Here is a 25,761-nt window from a genome sequence, read left to right on the forward strand (position 1 = left end):
CCCTTTTTTATGATTTTAAAATCGTTATCCTTACTTAATTACAAGAATTTTGAAAGTAAATCGTTTGTTTTCAACAACAAAATTAATTGTATTGTAGGTAACAATGGCATTGGAAAAACAAATGTGCTTGATGCAATTTATCATTTATCCTTTGGAAAAAGTTATTTTAACCCAATTGCAACACAAAACATTAAACACGACGAAGATTTTTTTGTAATAAATGGCAATTACGATAAAGCTGAAGCTGAAGAAAAAATAACCATTAGCCTAAAACGCGGGCAAAAAAAAGTAATAAAACGCAACGGTAAAGCTTACGATAAATTTAGTGAACACATTGGTTTCTTACCTTTGGTAATTGTGTCGCCCGCCGATAGAGATTTAATAATTGAAGGTAGCGATACCCGCCGAAAATTTATTGATAGTGTAATTTCACAAAGCGATAAAACCTATCTAAATCAATTAATTAGCTACAACAAAATCTTAGCACAGCGCAACGCACTACTAAAATACTTTGCCTTAAACCATACTTTTAATCAAGATACACTTGAGGTTTACAACAACCAACTTAATGAATTTGGCACCCAAGTTTTTAAAAAGCGAGATGCTTTTTTACAAGCATTTATTCCTATTTTTAAATCGCGTTACCAAGCCATTAGCAATGGTAATGAAACGGTAGATTTGGTGTACAGTAGTCATTTATTTAACAATGATTTAGACACGCTTTTAAAACAAGCTATTAATAAGGACAAAGCCTTACAGTACACCAGTGTTGGTATACATAAAGACGATTTACAGTTTAATATTGAAACGCACCCAATTAAAAAATTCGGGAGTCAAGGACAACAAAAATCGTTTTTAATAGCGTTGAAATTGGCTCAATTCGATTTTATAAAAGCGCAAAGTGGCGTAAATCCCATTTTATTACTCGATGATATTTTTGATAAGTTGGATGAAAACCGAGTAGCACAAATTATAAAATTGGTTGACGATGAAAATTTCGGACAGTTATTTATAAGCGACACCCACGCCAACCGAACCGAAAATGCCGTAAAACAAGTACACCAAAGCTACGAGATTTTCAACTTATAAAACCACACCAATTCTTCCCACACGCCTTTAAAACACCGGATTTATCAACCACAACTATTTAAACAACTCAACTCGTTTTTTAAATTATATGCTCACGTTTTATCATAATTTCGATGTGCATAAAACATACAAATTATGAAAACATATAGCAGAATACTTTTAGTACTTTTTACAATAATTTTCTGCGGATGTAATAAAGATGAAGAAACCTCTGAGATTGAAAAGACGACACCATAAGCCAATGTTAACGTAACACTTACGCTATCTAACAATCAAACCCTATCATTTACCATGCATGATGCGGACTTTATTTTTGCCTGCGGACTTGAAGGTGGTATTCAAGACGATGCTCATTGGTTTATTAGAGGCCCAAAAATAACCAACGGTTCAGAATCTATTGAAATTAAATATCTAAATTTGATTATGCATGATATTGGTAATGTAAATACGCCGTACACCTACTCTGGCATTCCTGTTGATGGAGAAAGCTACAACACCGTATTAAGAAATGATATTGAATATACTATAACCGCTGTTACGTACTCTATTTTAGAGTATAATGTAATCAATTCCAATTTCAGCTCATACTTTGCAACCGCATCGGGTTCATATTTTATAGAAATTGAATCGCCTAATGGCGACAAGGAATCTATACTTATCTCGTTTAGCCCAATGCTTCAAACGGATTACGGAGGCGGTTGTTAAAAACCCTTTTGAAGCACATCGTTTTTTTAACATAAAAAATGTATTGAAACAAAATATTAATCAACAATAACGTTTTAAAATAATTACCTTTGATACTTATTTTGAAATAATAACATGCAAAAAAGAAACCATGACCATTTAAGTATTAGTGACGCGCTAAAACAATTTGTAGAAACCAATAAATTAGAAAAGGGTTTAGACAAGGTTAATGTGGCCAACGCTTGGGAAAAACTTATGGGTAACGGTATAACCAACTACACCAATTCGGTAACTTTAGAGCGTGAAACTCTTTATGTTAGCTTAAGTTCGAGCGTGCTTAGAGAAGAATTAAGCTATGGTAAACAAAAAATTATTAACATGCTTAATGAAGAGTTAGGTAAGGAAATTATTAAAAAACTGATTTTAAGATAATTACATTTTTTATTAATTTTAAATTAATACCTCAAAAAATAGTTTCAATGCTTTTTTTTAGTATCTTTCGGCTGTGTAACTTTTTGTTAAATCGATAGCTAATAATTATTATTTGGCACTGAGTTTGCAAAACATAATAATTAATTTAATATTTTAAAAAATGACAGGAACAGTTAAATTCTTCAACGACTCAAAAGGCTTTGGTTTTATTGTTGAAGAAGGTTCAAAAAAAGAACATTTCGTTCACATTTCTGGTTTAATTGATGAAATTAACCAAGGAGACAACGTAGAATTCGAACTACAAGAAGGTAGAAAAGGTTTAAACGCAGTAAACGTAAAAATTATTTAATTATATATATACAAAGTAATTGCTGACTTTTTTAAAAGTAAAAACCCGCTAATTAGCGGGTTTTTTAATTTCTATGTTTAAAAAATTTCGCTTAAAAAGTATCTCTTCCTGAAAAATGGAAAGCACCTTCAATCGCTGCATTTTCATCACTATCACTACCATGCACAGCGTTTTCACTAATTGAAGCAGCATATAATTTTCTTATCGTTCCTTCAGCAGCATCTTCAGGATTAGTAGCTCCAATTAAAGTTCTAAAGTCTTCAACCGCATTATCTTTTTCTAGAATTGCCGCAACAATTGGACCTCTAGTCATATATTCAACTAAATCTGCAAAAAACGGACGCTCATTATGAATAGCGTAAAATTCTTCAGCATCAGCTTTAGTTAATTGTGTTAATTTCATTGCTACAATTTTAAATCCTGAAGCCGAAATTTTTTCTAATATTGCACCAATGTGTCCTTTTTCAACAGCATCAGGCTTAAGCATTGTAAATGTTCTATTTGTTGCCATGTAAGTTATTTATTTGCCTGCAAAAGTAATGTATTTAAAATTAAAAACAAGCTATTCAATTTTAAAAAATTGTATCTTCGCCAACTATGAATAATGCAGACTTAACACACATAAAACACTTATTTTCAACACGAAAGCGCATTGTAATTGTTGCGCATAAAAACCCCGATGGCGATGCTATTGGGTCTTCACTTGGTTTATTTCATTATTTTAAAAAAGGAAATCACGAGGTACAAGTTATAATGCCCAACGATTATCCTGAATTTTTAAAATGGATTCCTGGAAACGAAACTATTCTAAAGTATGAAGAATCGCCCGTAAATTGCGACACTTTTATAAACAATGCCGATGTTATTTTCACCTTAGATTTTAATGCATTTCATCGTACGGGAACCATGGAAGAGTCGCTAACCAAAAGTAGCGCATTAAAAATAATGATAGATCATCATCAATCGCCAGACGCTTATGCTACTTACACCTATAGTGATGTTACCATGAGTTCTACTTGCGAAATGGTTTATAATTACATTAATATGTTGGGCGATGAAAATAGTATTGATGCCGATACGGCAACATGTTTGTATGTGGGAATAATGACAGATACAGGCTCATTCCGTTTTCCTTCAACAACAAGTAAAACGCATCAAATTATCGCTAATTTAATCGAAAAAGGAGCCAACAATTCGCAAATTCATAATAATATTTACGACACTAATAGTTACGAACGCCTGCAGCTTTTAGGTTGCGCCCTTAATAATTTAAAAGTAATACCCCAAAGCCGTACTGCATATATTACGCTGTCGCAAGACGAACTTAATCGTTATAACTTTAAAAAAGGGTTTACCGAAGGTTTTGTAAACTATGGTTTATCGTTGCAAGGCATTGTTTTAGCTGCTATTTTTATTGAAGATAAACAAGAAGGTATTATTAAAATTTCACTGCGATCAAAGGGTGATTTCTCTGTAAATTTAATGTCTCGCGAGCATTTTAATGGTGGCGGACACACCAATGCCGCTGGTGGCCGAAGCACTTTAAATTTAACCGAAACGGTTGAAAAATTTATTAGTATCTTACCAAATTATAACAATGCCCTTAATAATGAATAAATTTTTAACCTTTTTACTACTTATTTTAGTTTTTGGATGCAAATCGCCCGAAGCCAGACGACCCATTTCAGTGAAATCGGGATCGTTTATAAACGAATCTATCGAACGTAATAAAAAGCTAAACGCCAAAGAGCATGCTTTAATTGAAAAATTAATGCAAAATAAAGCCGAAAATTATATAGCTTCCGATAACGGTTTTTGGTACTATTACAATAATAAAATTGAAGCAGACACCCTAATAACGCCTAAATTTGGAGATATTGTTAACTATAATTACAACGTAAAAACCTTAAACGGACACGAAATTTACTCCGCCGAAGACATAAAAACTCAAAACTATGCCATGGATAAAGAAGAATTATTTTCTGGTATGCGTGAAGGGTTAAAACTTATGAAAGCAGGAGAAACCATAACCTTCATTTTTCCATCGCAAAAGGCCTATGGTTATTATGGCGACGACAATAAAATTCATCACAACACCCCATTAATTTGTAAAGTAACTGTAAACTCAATTACCCAAAATCAAACCCCATAAAAAAATGAATATCTACAACAAATCTATTTTCATTTTAAGCTGTGTTTTATTACTTAACCTAAGCTCTTGCAAAGCCCAATATCCTGATTTAGAAGATGGCATTTACGCCGAATTTATTACCACAAAAGGTATTATGGTAGCTAAATTAAACTTGGAAAAAACCCCAATTACCGTAGCCAACTTTGTGTCGCTAGCCGAAGGCACCAATACTATGGTAGATAGCATTTATAAAGACAAACCATTTTATAACGGCACTATTTTTCATCGTGTTATGGATAAATTTATGATTCAAGGAGGCGATCCACAAGGTACAGGCATGGGTGATCCTGGATATAAATTTAAAGATGAATTTCATCCAGATTTAAAACACGATAAACCTGGTATTTTATCGATGGCAAACTCAGGACCAAACACCAATGGCAGTCAGTTTTTCATTACCGAAATTCCTAAACCACATCTCGATAACGTACATAGCGTATTTGGCGAATTGGTTATAGGTTTAAATATTCAAGACTCTATCTCCAATGTTGAAGTAGATGGTAGAAACCGCCCTAAAAAAGATGTTGTAATTACCGAACTAAATATTATTAGAAAAGGCAAAGTAGCTAAGAAATTTAAAGCTAATGATGTTTTTATTAATCATTTTGCAGAAGAAGAACGCTTAGCTAAAGAAAAAGCCGAAAAAGAAGCTGCAATAATTAAAGCTTCGCAAAACAAATTTGAAGCTCAAAAAGTAAAAGCAACAACTTTAGAATCTGGCTTAAAATACTTTATTTCAGAAAACGGTACAGGCGAAAAACTAAAAGACGGCGATATTGTATCATGCCATTACGCGGTATATTTTGAAGATGCCAAACTACTCGAAACCAGCAAACTTGAAACGGCTGAAGCCCTTGACGCCGTTAACGAAAAACGAAAATTAGCAGACAAATACCAACCTGTTGAATTGGAATTGAGTGCCGATGCGCCGCTAATTTCGGGTTTAAAAGAAGGATTAAAACAACTAAGTTTAGGCGATAAAGCCACCTTTTTCATTCCCTATCATTTAGCCTATGGCGAATATGGCAATCGCGGTATTCCTGGAAAATCGAATTTAATTTTCGAGATAGAGACCATTGAACTTATTAATTAAAATTTAACAAAAAACACTGTTTTTAGGGCTATATTTACCCATAAAATTACACCTATGCATTTACTAAAACTCGATTGGAATCCCGTTACTGGCATTGATATTGTTGGAAATTTTAAAATCCATTTTTACAGCCTTATGTGGGTTGCCGCTTTTGTAGTTGGTTGGTACATTATGAAACGTATTTTTACTAAAGAAAAAATTGCTTTAGAAAATCTCGATCCGCTTTTTATTTATACCGTTTTAGCAACCATGCTTGGAGCGCGTTTAGGCCATGTGTTATTTTATCAATCGGAATTAATACAAGAAGACTTTTTTAGCATATTTCTGCCATTTAGTTTTAAAAATGGTGTTGAGTTCACGGGTTTTCAAGGTCTTGCTAGTCATGGTGCTGCCATTGGCATTATTATTGGCATGTATTTATACCGAAGAAAATACAAGTACAAATCGATACTTTGGATATTAGACCGCATTGTAATTGCTGTGGCTTCAGGAGCTGTTTTTATTAGAATTGGAAACTTTATAAATTCTGAAATTATTGGTAAACAATCGGGCGACTTCCCTTTAGGCGTGCGTTTTATTCAAGATTATTACAACAAATATGAAGCGGTACAAATTACAGGCATTAAAAACGTACAAAAAGCTTATGATGCCATTGCTAATAACGCTGAATTACTTAGCGCTGTACCATACAGACATCCAGCGCAATTATACGAATCGTTCTGCTATATTTTCGTGTTTTTAATTTTATTGTATTTCTACGCAAAAACTAAAAAAAGTGAACAAACAGGCTTTTTATTTGGGCTATTTTTAATTCTATTATGGTCTATTCGTTTCTTTATTGAATTCTTTAAAGAACCCCAAGGCGAAGAATACATTAACTGGTTTGGTTTAAATACAGGACAATGGTTAAGTATTCCGTTTATTTTAATTGGACTTTATTTTATGTTTGTTTACAAACCCAAAACTGTGGCAAAATAATGACTATTAAATCCTACGTTTCGTATTTCTTGTTAAGTTTGGTAATTGTTTTCACGTCGTGTAAAGAAGACAAAAAAGTTATTAAACAAACCGAAATTAGCTTTACAAAAGAAGGCGAACTTACTATTTTTAAAAGTGACAGCACACAAGTTAAATTTGACATTGAAATAGCAGAAACCAAGTACGAAACCCAAACTGGTTTAATGTACAGAAATAGCATGAAAGCGAACCGTGGTATGCTTTTTATTTTTAATGATGTGCAACCGCGTTCGTTTTATATGAAAAATACAAAAATTGGATTGGATCTTATTTTTATTGATGACAATAATAAAATTGTTAGTTTTCAAAAAAACGCGAAACCTTATAATGAAGCTTCTTTACCATCAAACGTTCCTGCAAAATATGTTTTTGAAATTAATGCAGGCTTAGTTGATGAAAAACACATTCTGGTTGGCGATAGTATTGACTTTATAAAACAATAGTTATTTCTTTTTTGAAGTCCTAAATATCCTTAAAAACAAAAAAGCCCTAATTGAAAAAGAAGAATATCAATTAAAGCTTTTTTAAAACTAACTAACTCAAAACGTGTCAAAACAATACTTTCATTTTGACAGCGCAAATATTGAATTATTATATTAATAAATTGTTACGATAATAAAAACTTACTATTATTTAATTGTTGTAACCAAAACGTCTCAATTGGTTTTGATTACTTCTCCAATTTTTATTCACCTTAACATATAAATCAAGGTGAATTTGCTTACCAAAAAAGGTTTCTAAATCTTTTCTAGCCTCAACGCCTACACGCTTTAAGGCACTACCTTTATGGCCAATTATAATACCTTTTTGTGTATCGCGTTCTACCATAATAACCGAGCGCACACGAATAATTTTTTCTTCTTCTAAAAACTCTTCAGTATCTACCTCAACGGCATAAGGAATTTCTTTTTTATAGTGCAGAAGAATTTTTTCGCGAATGGTTTCGTTTATAAAAAAACGCTCTGGTTTATCGGTAAGCTGGTCTTTAGGATAAAATGGTGGCGATTCAGGAAGTAACTCAATTATTCGGTTAAAAACAGCCTCTACTTGAAAACCTTCTAAAGCAGATATAGGAATTATTTCGGCATTAGGTACTTGCTGCGACCACAGTTGCACTTGCTCTTCTAATTGTTCTTGATTTGAAACATCAATTTTATTTAAAAGTAATAAAACAGGTATTTTTGAATTTGTTATTTTATTAAAAAAGGCTTCATCTTTTAAAGCATTTTCACCAATTTCAACCATATAAATAAGCACATCGGCATCTTCAAACGCCGATTTTACAAAATCCATCATCGATTCCTGTAACTCATAAGCGGGCTTAATGATACCTGGCGTATCACTAAAAACTACCTGAAAATCGTCACCATTTACAATACCCAAAATACGATGACGTGTTGTTTGCGCTTTTGAGGTTATAATAGAGAGTTTCTCGCCTACAAAAGCATTCATTAAGGTAGATTTACCTACGTTAGGATTTCCTATAATATTTACAAAACCAGCTTTATGCTTCATTTTAAAAAATTTATTTGCTGCAAAGGTACAACTTGGTATTTTATTTTGTTCCATAAAAAAAGGTGCTAAACGTATTTAGCACCTTTTTACGAAGTTTATTATTTAATTACTCTAATATTTCTAGTAATTCTACATCGAAAATTAAAGTTGCATTTGGCTCAATTTTTCCACCTGGTCTTGGGTTTGCACCGTATGCAATATCGCTAGGCACAAAAAACTTATACTTTGCGCCTTCTTTCATTAACTGTAAACCTTCAGTCCAACCTTTTATTACTTGTGTTACTCCAAATTCGGCTGGTGTACCTTTATCTACAGAGCTATCGAAAACTGTACCATCAATTAAAGTTCCATGATAGTGAACTTTTACTCTATCGGTAGTGGTTGGTGTTGCGCCTGTTCCTTCTTTTAAAACAATATATTGTAAACCACTTTCGGTTGTTACAACACCATCTTTTGCTTTATTTTCAGCTAAAAACTTCTCGCCTTCTTCTTTATTTTGCTTCGCTTTTTCTTGTCTTTTAGCTAACTCTTCTTGTTGTTTTTTCTGAAAATAGGTTCTTATTAATTGTTGTGCTTGAGTGGCATCTATTTGCATATCTGTAGAATCGGTAACATTCATAAAGCCTTGAATAAAAAGCTCTGTATCGAACTCATCGAAGCTATTTTTTACGTTTTTAGCCACATCCATACCAATGGCATAACTTACAGAGTCTATTTCTGTTGTTAAGGGTTTATTTGTAACACCTTGTTTGTTACATGATACAAGTAGCACTGCTACAATTGCTAAACTTAAAAATCTCATTAGTTTCATTTTATTTTTTATTGATTGCCAAAAATAGGAAAAATAATATTGAAGACTAAACTATTTAGAAATAAAAAAGGAATGCTCTCGCATTCCTTTTCCAAACAATCAATCAACTTACTAGTTGCTATTAACAACCATGCTCTTTATTGGTGTGCTATTAACCTTTCTCTTTTTTCTATAAACCCATGCAATTTGACCTAACTGCATAACTATTTTAACCGAATCTTTCATTGATAATTTTGAACCATCGGCATGAATCCATCGTTTTAATGGTTGCTCGCATAGCAATGTTCTTGCTTGTTTTAAACCAAAATGATGACTTATGCGTTTAAATATTTCAACATCAAATATCCATTGGGTAACAAATTTTTCTCCAAATGCAATGTTTATAACATCTTTTCTAAAAATTTTAGCACCACACTGAGTATCTTTAAAATCCATTTTCAAGATTTTACGGATAATATAATTAATGGTTAAACTTATAATTTTTCTTGCCGATTCTTTGGTTATGTTAGCGCCCATTCTAGAAATTCTAGAACCGCTTACTATTTTAAAGTTTGAAGCTTCAATGGTTTTTACTAAATCGTCGAAATCTTCTAAATCGGTCGATAAATCGGCATCTAAAAAACCAATAAAATCTAAATCGTTTTTGGCCGCCATATGCAGCATACCTAAACGTACCGCTTCTGCCTTTCCTCCATTTTTCTCACAATTATATACCGTGATAAAATCTTCTCTTCCTTTTTGTAAATTCTTTAAAACATCGAGTGTATTATCTTTACTTCCATCGTTAACAAAGCATAAATGATAACCAGAATACTTATCGATATAACTTAAAAACTCATCACTTAATAAGCGTTCTTCTTCGTTGTAACATGGAATAACCACGCCAACACATCGCTGTTGAATTACAACTTCGTCATTTAAGGTGCATTTTGTTTCATCGGGCACACCAATTAAACGTTTTACTCGAGCGCAAACCTCGTTTAAACTTAGCGGCTTTTTCATGTAATCGTCTATTCCTAAATCGAATCCCTTAGTAATCACATCGTCTTGTGTGTTTCCAGAAAGCACCATAATAGAAGTTTTAGGTTTATCAGATTTTCGAATATGCTCTACCACTTCTAATCCTGAAATCTCAGGCATGTTAATATCTACAATTACTAAATCTGGATTAAATGTTTTAAAAACCTCTAAGCCTTTTTTAGAGTTTGTTTCAATGGCTACTTCGTAACCAAGCTCGGTTAATCTTTTTTGTAATGGCAGTAAAACTAACTGCTGATCGTCGATTGCTAAAACTTTCATAACTAAGTTGATTTGTTACTGATTTGGATTACAAATGTATTACGATAACTCACTGAAAAAGCTTATTTTAGTTTAAGGGAATATATTGTGTAGACGAATGGTATTTTAGTATAGACGAGTGAAAAAATTTAGTACAAACCAATTTATATCTTTACTTTTATTAACAAAACAACAAGTTGAAACCCGAAAAATCTAACAAATATTTAATAGCAGCGCTTCTTTTAGGGTTGGCATTTCATGGGAGTTCTATTTTTTTTACTTTAGAAACCACTTACGATGCTTTGATACATTTGTTTTTTGCCGATCATTATGCGAATAGCTGGTTTGAACCATGGAATTACGAATGGTACACTGGTTTTACCGTACAAAGCTACCCGCCATTGGTGCATCAATCTATTGGTTTACTGTCGTATGTTGGCGGTGTAAAATTTGGAATGTTTGCAGTAGCGCTAATTGCAATTATTTTATTTATAACGGGTTCTTACCGCTTTTCTTTACTCATTTCTGGCAACCGAACTGTTGCTGGTTACGCCTCGGTTTTAGCTGTATTTTCGTCGTCGTTTGTAGAAACCTTACATATTTTTGGTCAGTTACCTAGTATTGTTGGTGTATCGGTTTTAATGCATGCCTTACCCGAAATATATTTATGGATTAAAACGGGAAAAAAATGGTATTTAGCCACCTGTTTATCGCTTATTGCTGTTACTGTAACCTCGCATCACGTTACCCCTATTTTTGGTATGGTATTTTTTATATTCCCATTAATAGGAATGGTAATTATGGATGTTTCTCGAGAGCAGGTTAACACCACTAAAGAAGTAACTTTCAAGATTTTTTTAAACAGCTTTTTTAAACTTTTTAAACGTATTGTTATTTTTGGAGGTTGCTCGCTGGTTTTAATAGTAGGTTGTATACTACCTTATTGGATAAACTCGAAAGCCAACCCAATAACTCAAGTTCCTATTCCACACGGTTCGCGCGATAATTTTTTAGAAATAACCTCGTCCGGACTCGTATTTTTCCTAATTCCTTGGGGCGTTTTATTAGTGCTTTTACCTTATATTTTTTACAGATATTATAGCAAGCGTTATATTTTTTTTGGTTTATCTATTACCATTCTAACTATTTTAGGTACGGGCGGAACGACGCCAATTCCAATTAAAGTTTTAGGCGAAACGGCATTTAACATATTAACCTTAGATAGATTTACACTTTGGGCTTCTATAATGTCCATTCCTCTTATGGGTGAATTTGCATATCGATTTGTTGAAGGCGATATGAAAGCATTAATTCAAAATAAGTTTGGTGCAATATATCATCGTATAATTGGCGGAATTTTAGCTGGTTTATTTGTGTTTATGGTCGTTTTTACTATGAGTTTAAATTATTTTAGACCATCGCAACCGCAAAAAATTAAAATGCTACCTATTGTTAATTTCTTAAATCAAGACGACCATGACAAGTGGCGATTTTTAACCCTAGGATTTGGCGATCAAATGGCGTGGCTAAGTGCACAAACAAACGCTATGACTGTTGATGGAAATTACCATTCGGCACGTCGTTTACCCGAATTAACCACGCGCCCCATAGAACGTTTAGAAAACTCTAAATTTAAAGGTGTAGCTGGCATTGGCTCGTTACAACAATTTTTAACCACTCCCGAAAAATATAATTTAAAATACATTTTCTCGAACGATAAATTCTACGATCCTATTCTATTTTTTTGTGGTTGGCAACGTCTGCGACAATTAGAAAATGGTATTATGGTTTGGGAACGACTAAATATTCCTCCAGTTTCATCTATTTTACCCAAAGAAGATGTCGCTAAATGGCTAAAAATTCACTGGGGCATTATGCCGTTTTTAACTGTTTTAATTGCTTTTATTTTAAATATACAAATGCTATGGGTTAACATGCTAAAAACCCGTGTAAAGCCTCCTAAGGCGTTTTTAAAATTTAGTATTACTTACAATAAATTTAATAGAAATGTTTTAAGAATTACACATGTGTGGTCCCTTTTTCTGGCGATAGTTGTGTGTTACGGCATTTATTTATTTTATTTAAAAAACGATTCACAACGAAGTCCTGAAAATGCAATTATAGCATATTATGATGCATTAGATTTTAAAGAATTTGAAAAAGCCCACAGCTTAATAGACCCTAAAAGCAACATACCCATTGCGCAATATATGTTAGAAATTTCGGTTACAGACGGCTTATTAAGCAGTTATGCTAAAATGGATGCCATAAAAGCCGAAGTAATAATGCATAACGATAGTACAGCCACAGCTACGGTATTTACAAACTGGATTACCCCTTTGGAAAAAATTGCTAAAACCGACTATAAATCGCTTACTAAAATAAAAGGAAAATGGTATTTATTACCCGATGATCTTGATAACGATTTACCTCCAGACCAACTTTACTCAAACAACGTTACTAAATATTACAACCAAGGTCGCCGCCGTATTACCACCGAACAAACACACCACGAGGATATTTTAAAACAACCCGTTTTAGAGGTAATTTCTGCAAAACTTGTAAAATACAATGGTAGTTATGCTATAATTGGCGAAGTACAAAATATTGACAATGTACCAGCCGATATAATTTTAAAAGGTACACTTTACAACAATAACAATAAACAACTAGCAACCTATAATGCAAAATACCATGTAAAGCATAAACTTATGCCTAAGGAAACTAGTAGTTTCAGGATTAATTTTGAAGGCATCGCATGGTCTAAAACACAAGATTCTATTCCAGATACTTTTAACCCCGATGAATTTACTCCCGTAGCATTCGAGGAACAACCCACCAAATTCAATTTACAAGCAGCTGGAAACGTAGCCGGATCTGATTTATACAAAAGTGTTGTACTAAGCGACCTAAGTATTAACCAAAACAGTATAAGCGGCAATTTATTTAATAGTGGCATTCAAGAAATTACTATTCCTCAATTACTTATAACGTATTACGATGAAAATAAATCGATGCTTTGGGTGGACCACTTATTTATAAAAGAAGGTGTTAGGCAAGAGCGCAAACAAGATTTTAATTATCCTATTTTAAATGAAGGTGCTGTAGAAATAATTAATTCTAGCATGAAAAACATTTTTGTTAATGGTTTACCTAATGAAGATATTTCGAATAAAATTGTTCCTAATCGTATTTTAAATCATGTAAATAGCGAGCTTCAACCTATAAATCACCCTGATTTTAGTTTTATAAAAATTGAAATCAACACCTATATTGCTAGTCCATTTTAAATGAAATTAAAATTAATATACATATTACTTTTAAGCTTGGTTTCAGTTATTTTTTCTGAAGCTCAGCAAAATTCATCTATAAAATTATTAACTAACACCGCATCAATACCTGTTGGCGAACCTATCGTTTTAAAATTTTCAAGCAGTACTAATTTAAAACCCCTTTTATATTGCTCAAATAGTTATGGTAGCACCGTTTTAGCATCAAAGCTAAATAACAACATTTTAGAATTTACTATCCCAACAAACATGACCAATAAAATTGGAGCTATAAACTGGAAAATACTTGGTACACCCGAAAATATTTCAGGCCATTTAACCATTGTTCCAAAACCCCAAGTAGCATCAATGGAAACCTACATTGGGCCGCCAAGTATTGAAGCCGGCGGTACAGATTATAGTATGCTTGTTGTAATTCCTACCGATAGTTTAGACAACCCTGTACCAACCAATACTTTAGTAAACGTAAAACATCAATTTATAAATATTGAAGAAACTAATGCCGTTTATACCAAAAACCTAATAGCTTACCGTAATATTTACGCACATAAAAAAGATGGACGCATTTTGGTGTCTTCTGAAAGTTTAGGAACAAATTCAAAAGAATTCACGGTAAATGCTATGCCTGCAATTCCATCAAATTTTACCATTATGGTAAATCGGCCACATAATTACGCCGATGGAAACCAAATAACCACGTGCACGACTTCTGTAATAAAAGATGCACATAACAATGTGGTAAGTGATGGTACTTTTGTTAACTTTTTTATTACGAATAATAAAGGTTACGTTTTAAAGTCATCGGGGTTAACCATTAACGGCATTGCTACTGCTAAAATTATTCATCCAGATTATGGCGACACTTGGCGCATAAAAGCCTATGTTGAAGGTATGGCCGAAAGCAACTCTATTTTGGTAAGCTACCAACAAGTTATTCAAGATTTTGAAGTTGCTTTTAAAAATAAAAACCGCAATCTAACCATTGGACCTTTACAAAGTTTTATGAAACAGATGATACCCGATGGCATGCAGGTAAAACTTCAAATTCATCAAAACAACAAACGCATTGAAACCTTTATAAAAACTTCTTTTAATGGCTATGTAACCTTTAATTTAAAACCCGAAATTTTTAAAAACGGCACATATGATATAACCGTTGAAACTGCTGGAATTACAAAAGAATTTAAAACCTTAACGTTATGGTAAGTTTAAACAAAACTATTATGCGAACCATACTTATTGCATCGTATATTATGCTTATAGCCCTTTTAACTTATGGTTTAAGTGCTATTTTTAGCTATTTAAATACAGGAGCCGACCGCAGTAAAATGCTCCATACAGAAATTGCAAAGGTGGAGCAGTATTTACCAAAAATTATTTGGCAACCATTACGTAACGAAGGTCGCCCCATGGATAATGAAAACTTAAATACCTTACAAAACGATTACCTCGATGCATGGTACGTTAAGCAAATTGCTTACAAAACCAATAAAATAGCTGGCATTAAAGATTACTATACCGAAAGTGCACGCGAAAATTTGTATCGCTTTATTGAGCTTAACAAAAAAAACAACATTTCGATTGAAGCAACAACGCTTAACCATAATCCTAATTTAGATTTTTTTAGTGAAGATGGCCAACTTGCCGTAATTACCGATAAGGATGTAACTGAATACAAACGCATATTTAAAAACGATAGTCTTTTACACGAAACCAATGAAACTTCGACTTACAAAATTGTATTTTTACTTGAAGATGGCTTTTGGCGTATAAGGCATATGGTAAAAGAACAAACACAAGAAACAAAACAAACCTCTGCAACTATAAGCACCAATAGTTTAAACATTAAAGGTATAAATTACTATCCGCAAGCCACACCATGGGATATGTTTGGCGACCAGTTTTCGACCGACACTTTAGCGCAAGACTTTAAAATTATTAAAGATGCTGGATTAAATTCTATTAGAATTTTTGTGCAATACGACGATTTTGGTGCGGCAAAAGTAAATCCTTTAAAACTTAAAAAACTATTACAAACACTGGATATTGCAAAAGAGCATAACTTAAAAGTGGTTTTAACCTTGTTTGATTTTTATGGCGATTATTCGATGATGAATTGGACACTTAACCAACGCCATGCCGAACAAATAATTAGCGCAGTAAAAAACCATGACGCTATATTGGCTTACGATATAAAAAACGAACCAAATTTAGATTTTGAATCTAGAGGTAAACAAAATGTAATAGCTTGGTTAGAAAAAATGATTGATTTAGTAAAAACAATGGATAAAAAACACCCGGTTACCATAGGATGGTCCAACACCCAAAGTGCCACAATTTTATTGAGTAAAGTTGATTTTGTTTCGTTTCATTATTACGAAGATTTAAAGCAATTAAACGAGGCGATAACATCCTTAAAAAAGCAAATAAAAAACAAAGCTATTGTTATGCAGGAATTTGGATTATCGTCGTATAACGGGTTTTGGAAACCCTTTGGAAGCACCGAAGAAGACCAAGCAAATTATCATAAAATGGCACAAAACATAATTGCTAAAAATGAGTTACAATTTATGTCTTGGACCTTATACGACTTTGCTAAAATACCAAAGGAAGTCGTTGGTCGACTTCCATGGCGAAAACGAGTTCAAGGGCATTTTGGCTTTATTAACCAAAACCGAGAGACTAAACCCGCCTTTCAATATATTTCTAAAGAATAACTTCGTTTGTAGCTAATTCTTCTCTATTATTTCGCTTTGATAGTATACTTTTAAAAGTAGCCACATACATTTGAGCTATTTTAGACATGGGGTATGCCGTAGCTGCTTTATAATTGGCTTTTCCAAGCTTAACTCGGTATTCCTCATTGGTTACAATGGCTTCAATAGCATTAGCTAAACTAGTTACCGAGGTTGGCTCGAAAAACTCACCGCGATAACCTTCATCTTTTATTAAAAGTGCTAAATCTCCTAAATCGGGCATTACAACCGCTTTCCCATAACTACCCGCTTGATGTAAAACTCCAGAACTTCCAGTAGTTGAAGTATATGGAAATACCACCACAGCACTATCGTTAAACAAACCAGGAACCTCATGCTCTTCTACATAACCTGTAAATCGTAGTTGCTTAACATGACAATATTGTTGTTTTACCCCCTCTAAATATCCTGGAACATTTGGGTTATCGGTTCCTGCAATTACAATTTCAAGATTCAATCCTGTTTTAGTTCGCACTTGCTCTACGGCTTCAATCATCTGCTCTACCTTTTTATAAGTACCAAACTTACCAAAAGTCATAATTTGCATTGGCGCTTTTGGTATGTTATAATTTGGCTCTTCAGCTATCTCAAACGTACCATGAGGTATTAATTTCACGTTTTTAGCGTGATATTTATCCTGTAAAATATCAACATACTTTTGCATAGTTAGTGCAACGGTATCGGCTTGAAGTATTAAACGTGTTAAACTAGAACCAATAAAACCATATATTTTTTGCATAAGCTTACTATTTGTAAAACCTGCACTGCCTAAATCTACCTCTTCTAAAATATTATGAAGCAAAACTATACTAGGAATACGCTTTAATTTACAAACAAGTGGCAACATTAAACCTAAAGCGGCAGCTACTTTTTTATCGCCAAATTTCATAAACTGTAAATTAAACAATACCGCATCGGGTTTCGTATTGTTAATAGCCTTAGTTACACTAAAAATATTTTTATAACTATTAAAACTCCAACATTCTTTAACAGTAATTTTACAACCTGCTTCGGTAAAGTTAAGATCCTTATTGCCTTCTGTTTTATCGGTTAGTAATATAAGTTCTGTAATATCTTCCTGTTGCCTAAATTGTTTTACAAGATGGTATGCATACTCATTTAAAGTAACCTTACTTGGCGGATAAGCTGTAACTAGTGCTAATTTCATGATATAGATTTTTTAGGATTATGGTACAAATTTGAGGATTTACCTTACTTTAATAAGTAATTTTAGATAGAACGCTATTTTAGTGTAGACGAATGGTAATTTGCTTTAGACTAGACTATTTTTTATGATTTAACTTAAAAAACGCCATTTGAATAATAAGTAAAAGTAACATAGCTATTATTTGCATATGTACAACCTGAGATAAGCTATCGTGAAAAAACACAACTAATCCCATTTGCAAAACCCCAAAAACACCCGATATTATAACGGGCAAGTATTTATCGAGCGATAAATAATAATATGCAAAAATATTTGAAATAGCGAACATCGAGGTGGCTAAAGCGTATTTCCATAATAAGGGTGCCATAGCTAAATAACTTTTACCAAATAACAGGGTAATAGCCGTTTTTGGAAATAAGGCGCATACTAATGTAATTAAAATGGCAATTCCTGCTATATAGGCCACATACTTAAATAAAACTGGAGCTGTTTCTTTTCCTTCTTTTTTTAATTGAATTACTGTTGGTAATAATAACATTACAAACATCCAAGCTATAAAATAAACGATACGTCCTATTAAAGCTAACGATGCATACAAGCCTGCATCGTACGATTCAAAATAATGCTTTACCAATAAAATATCGCTATTATTTATTATAATTTGGGTTAACTCATAAAAAGCTGTAATTACAAAAAAACTTCTAATTGCTTTTGTATTAGTTTGGCTTAACGATAAATGCTTTACCGATACTATTTTAGGCATCTTAAATGGTACTAAGCCAAACATAAACGACACTAAAATACCAATGGCTATTACTATTGAAGACTGCAAATTTAACATATAAATTAACCCTAAAGTAATAACCAAACGGCTTAACATTTCGCCTTGGTAGGTAATTGACAGCGACTTAAACGCTTTTTTCCCTTGGTAAACACCGCGATTTACGCTCATTATAAAATACAGCGGCACACCAAAGCCAAAAACCATAAACATACTGGCAGACGATGTATTGAAAACCACTTGCAATTGGTTAGCAAATAAAACAATTAGCAATCCTAAAACAACACCTACCAAAAGGGCATTCTTATAAATTTTACTAATAAAACTGTTAAACGTATCGTTCTCAAACAACACCGAAAATTTTGCTGTAACCAATTGAAATGTCATGGCTGCAAAACTTAAAACCAGCAAAAAAGTAATTAAAACGGCTGCATCTGCAAATTGCGCAGGTCCTAAAATACGACCCAGAATTAAATTGTATAAATAATTACCTCCATTAACAATTAGTACGCTAAGCATAAACAATTGTTCTGGAGTAATTTTCCTTGTTTTTAAAGTGGCTAAAAGTTGCATGATAGATTTGGAGTTTATCAATGTTGGGGCTATTAATAATTTATAGGTTACTTATGTTTTGATTATAAAATTCGCTAATTTGCTTACCTTCAACCGATAAGACTTTTTTCTTCTCAAAAGCAAATAAGTTAAGTTCTATAAAGGCTTTTATTCCTGCCAGACTTATAGACTTTACCTTATCAACGTTCAAAATAATTTCACTATAACGATTAAAAAGTGCTATAATCTCGTTTTTAAATTGCGAAACGTTAGAGGCGTCTATTTCGCCTTCTATCACAAAAATCTTATTTTTAGATATAATTTCCATAGTCATTTTGCGTAACATTAATTTATTATTCGTTTGATATTGATGCAAATATCATTTAAATATCAACCGACGGCTTTTAAATTTCGGTGAGTTGCAATTTGCTGTAGGTGAATGAAGTGCATTTTGGTATTAACTTGCAGTATCACTAATATTTAAAATTATGATTGTAAAAAGGCCACTTATCTATCTTTTAATTTTTCTTTTAAACTACACCTACGCCCAAAATATGAAAGAAGGCTTTAATTATTTAGAAACAGGTAATTACCAAGATGCAGAGATCTATTTTAAAAACATTTTAAGTGACTATCCTACCAACAAAACAGCCCGATTATGTTATGGGCGTGCTATTGGATTAAATGGTAAAGCAAACGATGCAGAAATACTATTTAAAGCTTTATTAGAAGATTTTCCAAACGATTTTGAAGTAAAATTAAATTATGGCGAATCGCTTTTGTGGAACAAAAAATTCACACCAGCAAAGGCATATTTTAAGCAATTAATAACCGAAGACCCAAAAAGTTTCGCTGCGTTACTTAGTTATGCCAATACGCTATCTAATTTAAAAGAATACCCCGAAGCTTTAACGTACGTAAATAAGGCTTTAAACGTTTCTCCTGGAAATATAAATGCATTAACCTCAAAAAAATATATGTATTTGGGCTACGCTTACCAAAAACAACAAGCACAACAATACCAAGAGGCCGAAGCCCTTTTACAAGAAAACCACAGACTTTTTAAAAATGATAAAGACACGCTAATAAATTTGGCTAATTTGTATTTAATTGCAAACCAACTAGAAGATGCAGAAAACACATATAACACTTTAGCTCAAAAGGCAGAAAATATGTTGACTGCTTTAAATGGATTAGCACTAGTTGCTCACCTAAATAATAAAGAAAAAAAGGCATTACAATTAAGCGAACAAGCCTTTTTAAGTTTAGGTGCAAATACTGATGCCAACATGATAAAACCAACCACCGAACGCTACATTCAAGCTTTAATTTGGAATAAAAAATTTAAAACAGCGAGCCAACTTATTTCTAACTTAATAAAAAGTTCCCCAAACGAAAACTGGATACTTGCGCTACGAGCAACACTAAATATTTATAAAAGTGACTTTAAAAAAAGTGTTACCGATTACAATCAAATTTTACTTAACGATAGCTCCTCTTTTGATGGCAACTTAGGAAAAGCGAACGCTTTAAAAGCCTTAGGATTTTACAAAAACGCTTATACCTCGGCAGAAAACACCTTGAAATTTTACCATAAACAAAAAGATGCCACCAATTTTATAAACGATTTAAACACCAACTTTACGCCATTTGGGGAAACAAAAGCGTCATACTCTTTCGATAATGGCGACAATAAAGCTTTTAATGTACAAACAGGTATTGAGTTTCCTACCTCAACAAAATTTAAATGGCTAGTAAACTATGCTCACCGCAATACCAGTAATAAAATAACCAATAATGAGGCAACATCAAACACCCTTTTTGCTGGTTTTGCCTATCAAATTTTAAACAATATAACATTACATGCAAATGGAGGCATAACAGCTGCAACTGCCAACGGAAACAACTTTACACAATTTGTTACAGATGTGTCGTTGCACCTAAAACCATTTAAACTACAAGTGCTAGACGTTGGTTACAAACGCGAAATACAAAGTTTTAATGCCGAATTAATTAATAGGGAAATTGTAATGAACAACCTTTACGCCAATTACAATTTAAGCACCAATTTTAACCTAGGCTGGTTTACCCAATACTTTTATACATGGCAAAATGACAATAACAACAGAAACCTTTTGTTTACCTCGTTATACTATAATATTTTAAGTAAACCTGCATTAAAAGCAGGATTAAATTACCAATATATTACATTTAAAAACCAAGTACCCACCATTTATTTTAGTCCAGAAAAATTTAATGCCGGCGAAATATTTGTAAACCTAATTAAAAACGAAATTATAACGAAACCCAACGAATGGTTTTACGAACTTACTGCTGCTACAGGCTTACAATTTATAAATAACGATAAAAGCCAAAGTACCTATCGTATACAAGGTAAACTAGGTTATAAGTTTTCCAACCGTTGTTTAAGCAATATTTATGGTACCCGCAGTAATATTGCATCGGCTACTGCTGCTGGTTTTACGTACACCGAAATTGGTGTTAGATTTAAATGGCTCTTGTTTAATAGTCCCGTTTTTAGGAAATAAAACGTTACTCCACTCTATTTAAGGTCATTTCAAAAAACTGTATCCAAGTGCCATCACGATTGTATTCTCCTGTTTCTTGCCACTGTTCGTTTTCATTAATCCAAATTATATAACGCATATTTTTATTCGGATACCAGAATAGTTTTTCATTAATTAACTCCGCCTGAAACTCAGCATTTTGCCCACTTGGTAAATACGACCGAAACGAATAAGCTTCGGTTTCTTTATTATAAGATAAGATAGCAAGTGCGTTATGTATAATACGGCCTTTCACCTTCCCTAAGCCTTCAATTAAAATTGCAGTAGAATCAAGCTTAAATTGAATATTTTCTATTTGGTTAAACTCAGATTTATTAGGACCTCGCATCATCCACCCATTTCCTTTCCAATTACCAACCATAAAACCTAATGCTTTAATTTTAGATTGGCTTATTAAATCGGTTTGCGATGACTGAGCTAGACTAGAATTCATTAAAATTAAAACAAGAAAAAAAGTTAAAGCAGCTTTCATATATGACTGATATTTAAAAGTTTACAGTTGACTCAAATTTAAGGTTTTAAAATAAAAAAAAGGGCAAAAACATAATGTTTTCACCCTTTTAAGTAAATAATCACTAAAAAATCACTCCTTCATGAACGTACCAGAGTAAACTCTTTTATTGCTATCAATCAATTTAAATTTATATAAACCTCTCGATAAATTCGGGGCGCTATATGTGATTGCTTTACCGTGTGTTAAAATATGTTGTGTATCTACAGTTCTACCTAGCATATCGTAAACTTTTATATCAACAAATTGAGCATTGCTTTTAAGCTGTACTGTTGTTTTTGTGGTAAACGGATTTGGGTAAGTATTTAAACCTTCAGCTTCTTCAACTTGAGTATTAGACAAACTTGCCTCGCTTGAAAATGCTAACTCGCTTATTGACAACGTAAATGGTTGCAGTGTTGAATAATTCCCTAAAACCGAAAACACTATGGTTTTTATATTAGTTATATCTGCTGAGTTACCATTTGCATCCTTAAAATCTGAAAAATTAATGACGTGCATAGTTTCGGTACTATTAGCTGGTAATGTGTAACGCAATCTATTATTCCAATCGGTTAATTCTTCAGGCATTAATACAATTTCTACTGGTTGCGAATTAAAAATTTCGAATTGAACACTTGTAAACTCTGAAACATTTAAGGTTTGATCGCCTGGTAAAATATGTCGGAATAAATTAACATTATCTCTAACACTTCCAGAAACCATTGGTTGTCTGTTAACCTCATAAACATTATCGCTATAATTTGAAGCTTCATTATCTACTAAAAAAGTATTTATATTGGCGGCTTCATCTAGATAATCTAACCCCCAAGGACCATCAGCTAAATACAAGGCATCTTTTTGGGCAGATGTATTCGTAGCTAACGAGAAGCCTATATCAAAAAGAACACCTGTATCAACACTTATTACTTCGTTATAAGCACCACTTAATGCTATATTTTGTTGGATATTAGAATGATTAGACACTTCTGTTTCGGCTACGTTTCCGTTAAATATAAGGCTGGTAGTTGCGGTTTTATTAATAATATTTAAATGAATTTTTCCGTTTGAATAGTAGCCAGATTTAACAAAAACCGACGGTATTTTATCTTCAACTAAAGTACTTGTTAAGGCCTTTTCGCTTGTAAACGTATCAATAATATGATTTGCTATTGCAAACACCTGCGAGAACGAACTACCCCATATTTGAAAATTATTATAATCGCCTTCTGGGTATTGATCAATATTCCAAAAACTAAATAACTTATTGCTTTCTGCCTCTAACTTTACCGAAAAACTTAAGGTGTATTCTGTTTCTCCTGTTGCTCGTTTAATTTCTGAATTAATAACGTTATGGCCTCGTACTGTTACGGTTCTAATATCTTCTAAACTCGAACTATTTAATCGGTCGCAAATTGCTTTAGAGTGGTCGTAAACACCCCCAACTGTTTTAGTAGCTAAAACCGCAGAAACCCTATTTGAATCTTGATATAAATCTACCGAAAAAACTTCTTGAGCATTAGTAATACCTAACAAATCATCGGGACTAGAAACATATGCCGTTTCATTGCCATACATTCCTGTTTCTGGCAAATATTTTTCTAAAGAGTTTGTTCCAGAATTTTTGCCAGATTTCCCTTTAGCATAAGTTTTTTGTAAGATTTTTTTATCGGCAACCTTTCCCATAATTTTACGCTTAAAGTTACGCTTTGCAATTTTACTCGCTAGGTTACCATTACTTTCTAAACCGCCTAAATTAGCCGAAGTTATTGTGGTAGACTCTGGGACAACTTCTGGTAAATTTGTTGTTTTTATAGCGTCGTAAGGGTTTGCAGTTACATAAAAAATAGCATCATTAAAATCGTTATCGCATGAACTATAATCGCGACGAATATCTTCAAAACCTAAAATAACACGGTCGTTTTCAGGATCGGCTAATAATACATTATGGTGTCTTAAATGCTCGTCGGCTTCAGGGTTAAATTCTGTATTTGAATACAACTGCCAATGTCCCCAAGTAACCAAAGACCCGTTCCACGCATTAGCTAAAAGTACCCAACCAATTACAGTATCTGGTTGAAATGTACCTATTTTAACCTTATTACCAGGTTGTAGTCCGCCACCGCTTCCAACGGCAGAAACATTAGGAAAAATTATGGTTATATCTTGGTCGGTTGGCATTACCGGATTGGGATCGTTAATATTGTAAGTATAAAACCCTAAAACATTGCGGTAGCCGGCACCTTCATCAACAAAAGTAACCCAAACATCGGCAGGTTTTTCAATTACAATATCGGTATCGTAACCCGAAGAAATATAATGTGGATTGTAGTCTGGAACCGGATAGCCTTCTGGAAGCGAATTACTTACCATTTGCATGGTAGCATCGTCAATGACATCCGAAGTCGGTTCTAAATACAGTGGCGTTCCATCATAAGTGTAGTCTCCTAAATAGTTAAAGTTTTGAGCAAAACTAAATACCGAGACAATTAAAATTAAAAGTTGTAGTATTTTTTTCATGATATATAGATTTGTTGAAACAAACTTATATCAATACATACAGTATTTTTTTAATTTTCGACTGACAAAACATTAAGTGTAGACGAATGGTAAAAACAACGGGATGAGCGTTATAGCAAATTTAAACGTTTCATTAACTCAGGGCGGTTAGATCGGCTTACAGGTATTACATCCTTTTTAATTAAAACACTATTATCCTCTATATCAACAATTTTTTTAATGTTAATAATAAAAGACCTATGCACTTTTAAAAACACATCGTTTGGTAGTTTTTCTTCAATTTTTTTTAAAGTTGAATGTACCGTGTAGTTTTTATCTTCGGTTTTTAGCTGAATATAATCGCCTCTAGCTTCAACCATATAAATACTTGGAATATCAATTTTTATTAAACGTCTATCTATATTTATATACAAATCATTATCCGATGATGCTTCTACCTCTTCGGTTGAAGTAACGGTTTGGGTTGAAGTAGGACTTGAAAGTGATTGAGCCTTTTGAATACCTTTTAAAAAGCGTTCTTGAGAAATGGGTTTTACCAAATAATCAACAATACAATTGTACTCAAACGCTTGAATTGCAAATTTAGGATCGGAGGTTGTTAAGATTATTTTAGGAGGTTTTTTTATGGTATCAATAAAATCGAACCCCGTAAAATCTGGCATATGTATATCTAAAAATATTAAATCGACTTGATTTTGATTTAAATATTTTATTGCCTGAATTGCATTAGGAAACTCTTCTAAAACGTTTAGAGACGAGACGGTTGAACATAATTGACCAATGATTGCGCGAGCAGTAGCTTCATCATCAATAATAATACAATTCATAAAGGTTAGTTATAGTTGATCTAAATACTTTGTTATATTTTGTAAAATAGCTTCAAACTCGTTTTTAAGCTCGGTTTTGCCTTCAATTAAGTTTTCTTCGTAAGCCACAGCTACAGTATAACTTTTTTCTAGCCCTAAAATACTAATTTTATGCTTAAGTTTGTGTACATTTTCGGCGGTTTCTTTATGTTTTTTCGCGGCCAAGTTGTTATAATACACTTTCTTTTCTTCTGGAAACTCTATTTTAATGATATCAATTAGCTTTTGTTCGAAGACTTTATCACCTCCAGACATGTTTTCTATATACGACAAATTTGGTTGTTCCATAGT

Annotated in this window: 24 protein-coding genes; 13 read left to right on the forward strand and 11 right to left on the reverse strand. The window is 32.9% G+C overall.

From position 1 onward, the window contains the following. Positions 1-9 precede the first annotated feature (9 nt). The 4 genes from recF to PK35_RS12025 all read left to right on the forward strand — a co-directional run bounded on the left by recF (position 10) and on the right by PK35_RS12025 (position 2,554). Positions 10-1,089: a DNA replication/repair protein RecF gene (gene recF / locus PK35_RS12010; protein WP_044626797.1), complete on the forward strand. Its 1,080-nt coding sequence runs from the start codon at positions 10-12 to the stop codon at positions 1,087-1,089. Positions 1,090-1,380: 291 nt separating this feature from the next. After that, positions 1,381-1,794: a hypothetical protein gene (locus tag PK35_RS12015; RefSeq protein WP_044626798.1), complete on the forward strand. Its 414-nt coding sequence runs from the start codon at positions 1,381-1,383 to the stop codon at positions 1,792-1,794. Between the two features lie 114 nt (positions 1,795-1,908). Next, positions 1,909-2,205: a DciA family protein gene (locus tag PK35_RS12020; protein ID WP_044626799.1), complete on the forward strand. Its 297-nt coding sequence runs from the start codon at positions 1,909-1,911 to the stop codon at positions 2,203-2,205. Between the two features lie 160 nt (positions 2,206-2,365). Next, positions 2,366-2,554, forward strand: a complete 189-nt coding sequence (locus PK35_RS12025; RefSeq protein ID WP_044626800.1) for a cold-shock protein — start codon at positions 2,366-2,368, stop codon at positions 2,552-2,554. 91 nt (positions 2,555-2,645) lie between these two features. Here the strand turns inward: PK35_RS12025 and PK35_RS12030 are convergent, their stop codons facing one another. Further along, positions 2,646-3,065: a nucleoside-diphosphate kinase gene (locus PK35_RS12030; RefSeq protein WP_044626801.1), complete on the reverse strand. Its 420-nt coding sequence runs from the start codon at positions 3,063-3,065 to the stop codon at positions 2,646-2,648. A gap of 86 nt (positions 3,066-3,151) precedes the next feature. Between PK35_RS12030 and PK35_RS12035 the strand changes: the two genes are divergently transcribed. Genes PK35_RS12035 through PK35_RS12055 form a run of 5 tightly spaced genes read left to right on the forward strand, consistent with a single transcriptional unit; the run spans position 3,152 to position 7,298 of the window. Next, a complete protein-coding gene (locus PK35_RS12035) occupies positions 3,152-4,171 on the forward strand; it encodes a DHH family phosphoesterase (protein ID WP_044626802.1) in 1,020 nt (339 codons plus the stop codon). Further along, entirely contained in the window at positions 4,164-4,706 is a 543-nt protein-coding gene (gene gldI, locus PK35_RS12040) for a gliding motility-associated peptidyl-prolyl isomerase GldI (protein ID WP_044626803.1), read from the forward strand. The genes PK35_RS12035 and gldI overlap by 8 nt, the downstream gene beginning before the upstream one ends. A gap of 4 nt (positions 4,707-4,710) precedes the next feature. Further along, positions 4,711-5,838, forward strand: coding sequence for a peptidylprolyl isomerase (locus PK35_RS12045; RefSeq protein ID WP_044626804.1), 1,128 nt, complete (start codon positions 4,711-4,713; stop codon positions 5,836-5,838). A gap of 54 nt (positions 5,839-5,892) precedes the next feature. After that, positions 5,893-6,816, forward strand: a complete 924-nt coding sequence (gene lgt / locus PK35_RS12050; RefSeq protein WP_044626805.1) for a prolipoprotein diacylglyceryl transferase — start codon at positions 5,893-5,895, stop codon at positions 6,814-6,816. After that, a complete protein-coding gene (locus PK35_RS12055) occupies positions 6,816-7,298 on the forward strand; it encodes a DUF192 domain-containing protein (protein ID WP_044626806.1) in 483 nt (160 codons plus the stop codon). Before lgt ends, PK35_RS12055 begins: the two co-directional genes overlap by 1 nt. 190 nt (positions 7,299-7,488) lie before the next feature. Here PK35_RS12055 and era read toward each other — a convergent pair whose 3' ends face one another. The 3 genes from era to PK35_RS12070 all read right to left on the reverse strand — a co-directional run bounded on the left by era (position 7,489) and on the right by PK35_RS12070 (position 10,480). Further along, complete coding sequence (era, locus tag PK35_RS12060; protein ID WP_044626862.1) at positions 7,489-8,370, reverse strand: GTPase Era; 882 nt, start codon at positions 8,368-8,370, stop codon at positions 7,489-7,491. A 106-nt stretch (positions 8,371-8,476) separates the two neighbouring features. Continuing rightward, positions 8,477-9,172 carry a BamJ family beta-barrel-assembly machinery protein gene (locus tag PK35_RS12065; RefSeq protein WP_316930180.1) on the reverse strand — a complete coding sequence of 232 codons (696 nt, stop codon included), beginning with the start codon at positions 9,170-9,172 and terminating at the stop codon, positions 8,477-8,479. Positions 9,173-9,292: 120 nt separating this feature from the next. After that, positions 9,293-10,480 carry a response regulator gene (locus PK35_RS12070; RefSeq protein ID WP_044626808.1) on the reverse strand — a complete coding sequence of 396 codons (1,188 nt, stop codon included), beginning with the start codon at positions 10,478-10,480 and terminating at the stop codon, positions 9,293-9,295. 176 nt (positions 10,481-10,656) lie between these two features. On the opposite strand from PK35_RS12070, the gene PK35_RS12075 reads away from it, so the two are divergent. From PK35_RS12075 to PK35_RS12085, 3 genes are read left to right on the forward strand one after another with little or no spacing between them, the layout of a single operon-like run. Continuing rightward, positions 10,657-13,749, forward strand: a complete 3,093-nt coding sequence (locus PK35_RS12075; RefSeq protein WP_044626809.1) for a membrane protein — start codon at positions 10,657-10,659, stop codon at positions 13,747-13,749. Next, positions 13,750-14,955: a hypothetical protein gene (locus tag PK35_RS12080; RefSeq protein WP_044626810.1), complete on the forward strand. Its 1,206-nt coding sequence runs from the start codon at positions 13,750-13,752 to the stop codon at positions 14,953-14,955. Beyond that, positions 14,949-16,466 carry a glycoside hydrolase family 2 TIM barrel-domain containing protein gene (locus PK35_RS12085; protein WP_044626811.1) on the forward strand — a complete coding sequence of 506 codons (1,518 nt, stop codon included), beginning with the start codon at positions 14,949-14,951 and terminating at the stop codon, positions 16,464-16,466. The genes PK35_RS12080 and PK35_RS12085 overlap by 7 nt, the downstream gene beginning before the upstream one ends. Here the strand turns inward: PK35_RS12085 and PK35_RS12090 are convergent. The 3 genes from PK35_RS12090 to PK35_RS12100 all read right to left on the reverse strand — a co-directional run bounded on the left by PK35_RS12090 (position 16,456) and on the right by PK35_RS12100 (position 19,334). Further along, positions 16,456-17,673 carry a glycosyltransferase gene (locus PK35_RS12090; protein ID WP_044626812.1) on the reverse strand — a complete coding sequence of 406 codons (1,218 nt, stop codon included), beginning with the start codon at positions 17,671-17,673 and terminating at the stop codon, positions 16,456-16,458. The two genes, PK35_RS12085 and PK35_RS12090, sit on opposite strands and share 11 nt — an antisense overlap. Positions 17,674-17,788: 115 nt before the next feature. Continuing rightward, positions 17,789-19,027, reverse strand: coding sequence for an oligosaccharide flippase family protein (locus PK35_RS12095; RefSeq protein ID WP_044626813.1), 1,239 nt, complete (start codon positions 19,025-19,027; stop codon positions 17,789-17,791). 40 nt (positions 19,028-19,067) lie between these two features. Next, positions 19,068-19,334 carry an STAS domain-containing protein gene (locus tag PK35_RS12100; protein ID WP_238320911.1) on the reverse strand — a complete coding sequence of 89 codons (267 nt, stop codon included), beginning with the start codon at positions 19,332-19,334 and terminating at the stop codon, positions 19,068-19,070. Between the two features lie 160 nt (positions 19,335-19,494). On the opposite strand from PK35_RS12100, the gene PK35_RS12105 reads away from it, so the two are divergent. After that, positions 19,495-21,555, forward strand: a complete 2,061-nt coding sequence (locus tag PK35_RS12105; protein WP_044626815.1) for a tetratricopeptide repeat protein — start codon at positions 19,495-19,497, stop codon at positions 21,553-21,555. Between the two features lie 4 nt (positions 21,556-21,559). Here the strand turns inward: PK35_RS12105 and PK35_RS12110 are convergent, their stop codons facing one another. The 4 genes from PK35_RS12110 to PK35_RS12125 form a co-directional block, all read right to left on the reverse strand. After that, a complete protein-coding gene (locus tag PK35_RS12110) occupies positions 21,560-22,027 on the reverse strand; it encodes a hypothetical protein (RefSeq protein ID WP_131474413.1) in 468 nt (155 codons plus the stop codon). A gap of 150 nt (positions 22,028-22,177) precedes the next feature. Then, positions 22,178-24,604, reverse strand: a complete 2,427-nt coding sequence (locus tag PK35_RS12115) for a DUF4114 domain-containing protein (RefSeq protein ID WP_044626817.1) — start codon at positions 24,602-24,604, stop codon at positions 22,178-22,180. A gap of 110 nt (positions 24,605-24,714) precedes the next feature. After that, positions 24,715-25,431 (reverse strand): LytR/AlgR family response regulator transcription factor, encoded by a 717-nt coding sequence (locus PK35_RS12120; protein WP_044626818.1) that lies wholly within the window; start codon positions 25,429-25,431, stop codon positions 24,715-24,717. Positions 25,432-25,440: 9 nt separating this feature from the next. Next, entirely contained in the window at positions 25,441-25,758 is a 318-nt protein-coding gene (locus PK35_RS12125) for a hypothetical protein (protein ID WP_044626819.1), read from the reverse strand. Positions 25,759-25,761 lie beyond the last annotated feature (3 nt).

Source organism: Neotamlana nanhaiensis (genome assembly GCF_000943555.1).
In the GTDB taxonomy this organism is placed as follows: Bacteria; Bacteroidota; Bacteroidia; order Flavobacteriales; family Flavobacteriaceae; genus Neotamlana; species Neotamlana nanhaiensis.

Excerpts from the sequence above, each read along its gene's own strand:
- lgt (WP_044626805.1), top strand. The coding sequence starts at position 5,893 with ATGCATTTACTAAAACTCGATTGGAATCCCGTTACTGGCATTGATATT.
- PK35_RS12100 (WP_238320911.1), bottom strand. The coding sequence starts at position 19,334 with ATGGAAATTATATCTAAAAATAAGATTTTTGTGATAGAAGGCGAAATA.
- PK35_RS12095 (WP_044626813.1), bottom strand. The coding sequence starts at position 19,027 with ATGCAACTTTTAGCCACTTTAAAAACAAGGAAAATTACTCCAGAACAA.
- PK35_RS12065 (WP_316930180.1), bottom strand. The coding sequence starts at position 9,172 with ATGAGATTTTTAAGTTTAGCAATTGTAGCAGTGCTACTTGTATCATGT.
- PK35_RS12020 (WP_044626799.1), top strand. The coding sequence starts at position 1,909 with ATGCAAAAAAGAAACCATGACCATTTAAGTATTAGTGACGCGCTAAAA.
- recF (WP_044626797.1), top strand. The coding sequence starts at position 10 with ATGATTTTAAAATCGTTATCCTTACTTAATTACAAGAATTTTGAAAGT.
- PK35_RS12025 (WP_044626800.1), top strand. The coding sequence starts at position 2,366 with ATGACAGGAACAGTTAAATTCTTCAACGACTCAAAAGGCTTTGGTTTT.
- PK35_RS12015 (WP_044626798.1), top strand. The coding sequence starts at position 1,381 with ATGCATGATGCGGACTTTATTTTTGCCTGCGGACTTGAAGGTGGTATT.
- PK35_RS12045 (WP_044626804.1), top strand. The coding sequence starts at position 4,711 with ATGAATATCTACAACAAATCTATTTTCATTTTAAGCTGTGTTTTATTA.
- PK35_RS12085 (WP_044626811.1), top strand. The coding sequence starts at position 14,949 with ATGGTAAGTTTAAACAAAACTATTATGCGAACCATACTTATTGCATCG.
- PK35_RS12090 (WP_044626812.1), bottom strand. The coding sequence starts at position 17,673 with ATGAAATTAGCACTAGTTACAGCTTATCCGCCAAGTAAGGTTACTTTA.
- PK35_RS12030 (WP_044626801.1), bottom strand. The coding sequence starts at position 3,065 with ATGGCAACAAATAGAACATTTACAATGCTTAAGCCTGATGCTGTTGAA.
- PK35_RS12110 (WP_131474413.1), bottom strand. The coding sequence starts at position 22,027 with ATGAATTCTAGTCTAGCTCAGTCATCGCAAACCGATTTAATAAGCCAA.
- PK35_RS12035 (WP_044626802.1), top strand. The coding sequence starts at position 3,152 with ATGAATAATGCAGACTTAACACACATAAAACACTTATTTTCAACACGA.
- PK35_RS12070 (WP_044626808.1), bottom strand. The coding sequence starts at position 10,480 with ATGAAAGTTTTAGCAATCGACGATCAGCAGTTAGTTTTACTGCCATTA.
- era (WP_044626862.1), bottom strand. The coding sequence starts at position 8,370 with ATGAAGCATAAAGCTGGTTTTGTAAATATTATAGGAAATCCTAACGTA.
- PK35_RS12120 (WP_044626818.1), bottom strand. The coding sequence starts at position 25,431 with ATGAATTGTATTATTATTGATGATGAAGCTACTGCTCGCGCAATCATT.
- PK35_RS12080 (WP_044626810.1), top strand. The coding sequence starts at position 13,750 with ATGAAATTAAAATTAATATACATATTACTTTTAAGCTTGGTTTCAGTT.
- PK35_RS12055 (WP_044626806.1), top strand. The coding sequence starts at position 6,816 with ATGACTATTAAATCCTACGTTTCGTATTTCTTGTTAAGTTTGGTAATT.
- PK35_RS12125 (WP_044626819.1), bottom strand. The coding sequence starts at position 25,758 with ATGGAACAACCAAATTTGTCGTATATAGAAAACATGTCTGGAGGTGAT.
- PK35_RS12115 (WP_044626817.1), bottom strand. The coding sequence starts at position 24,604 with ATGAAAAAAATACTACAACTTTTAATTTTAATTGTCTCGGTATTTAGT.
- gldI (WP_044626803.1), top strand. The coding sequence starts at position 4,164 with ATGAATAAATTTTTAACCTTTTTACTACTTATTTTAGTTTTTGGATGC.
- PK35_RS12105 (WP_044626815.1), top strand. The coding sequence starts at position 19,495 with ATGATTGTAAAAAGGCCACTTATCTATCTTTTAATTTTTCTTTTAAAC.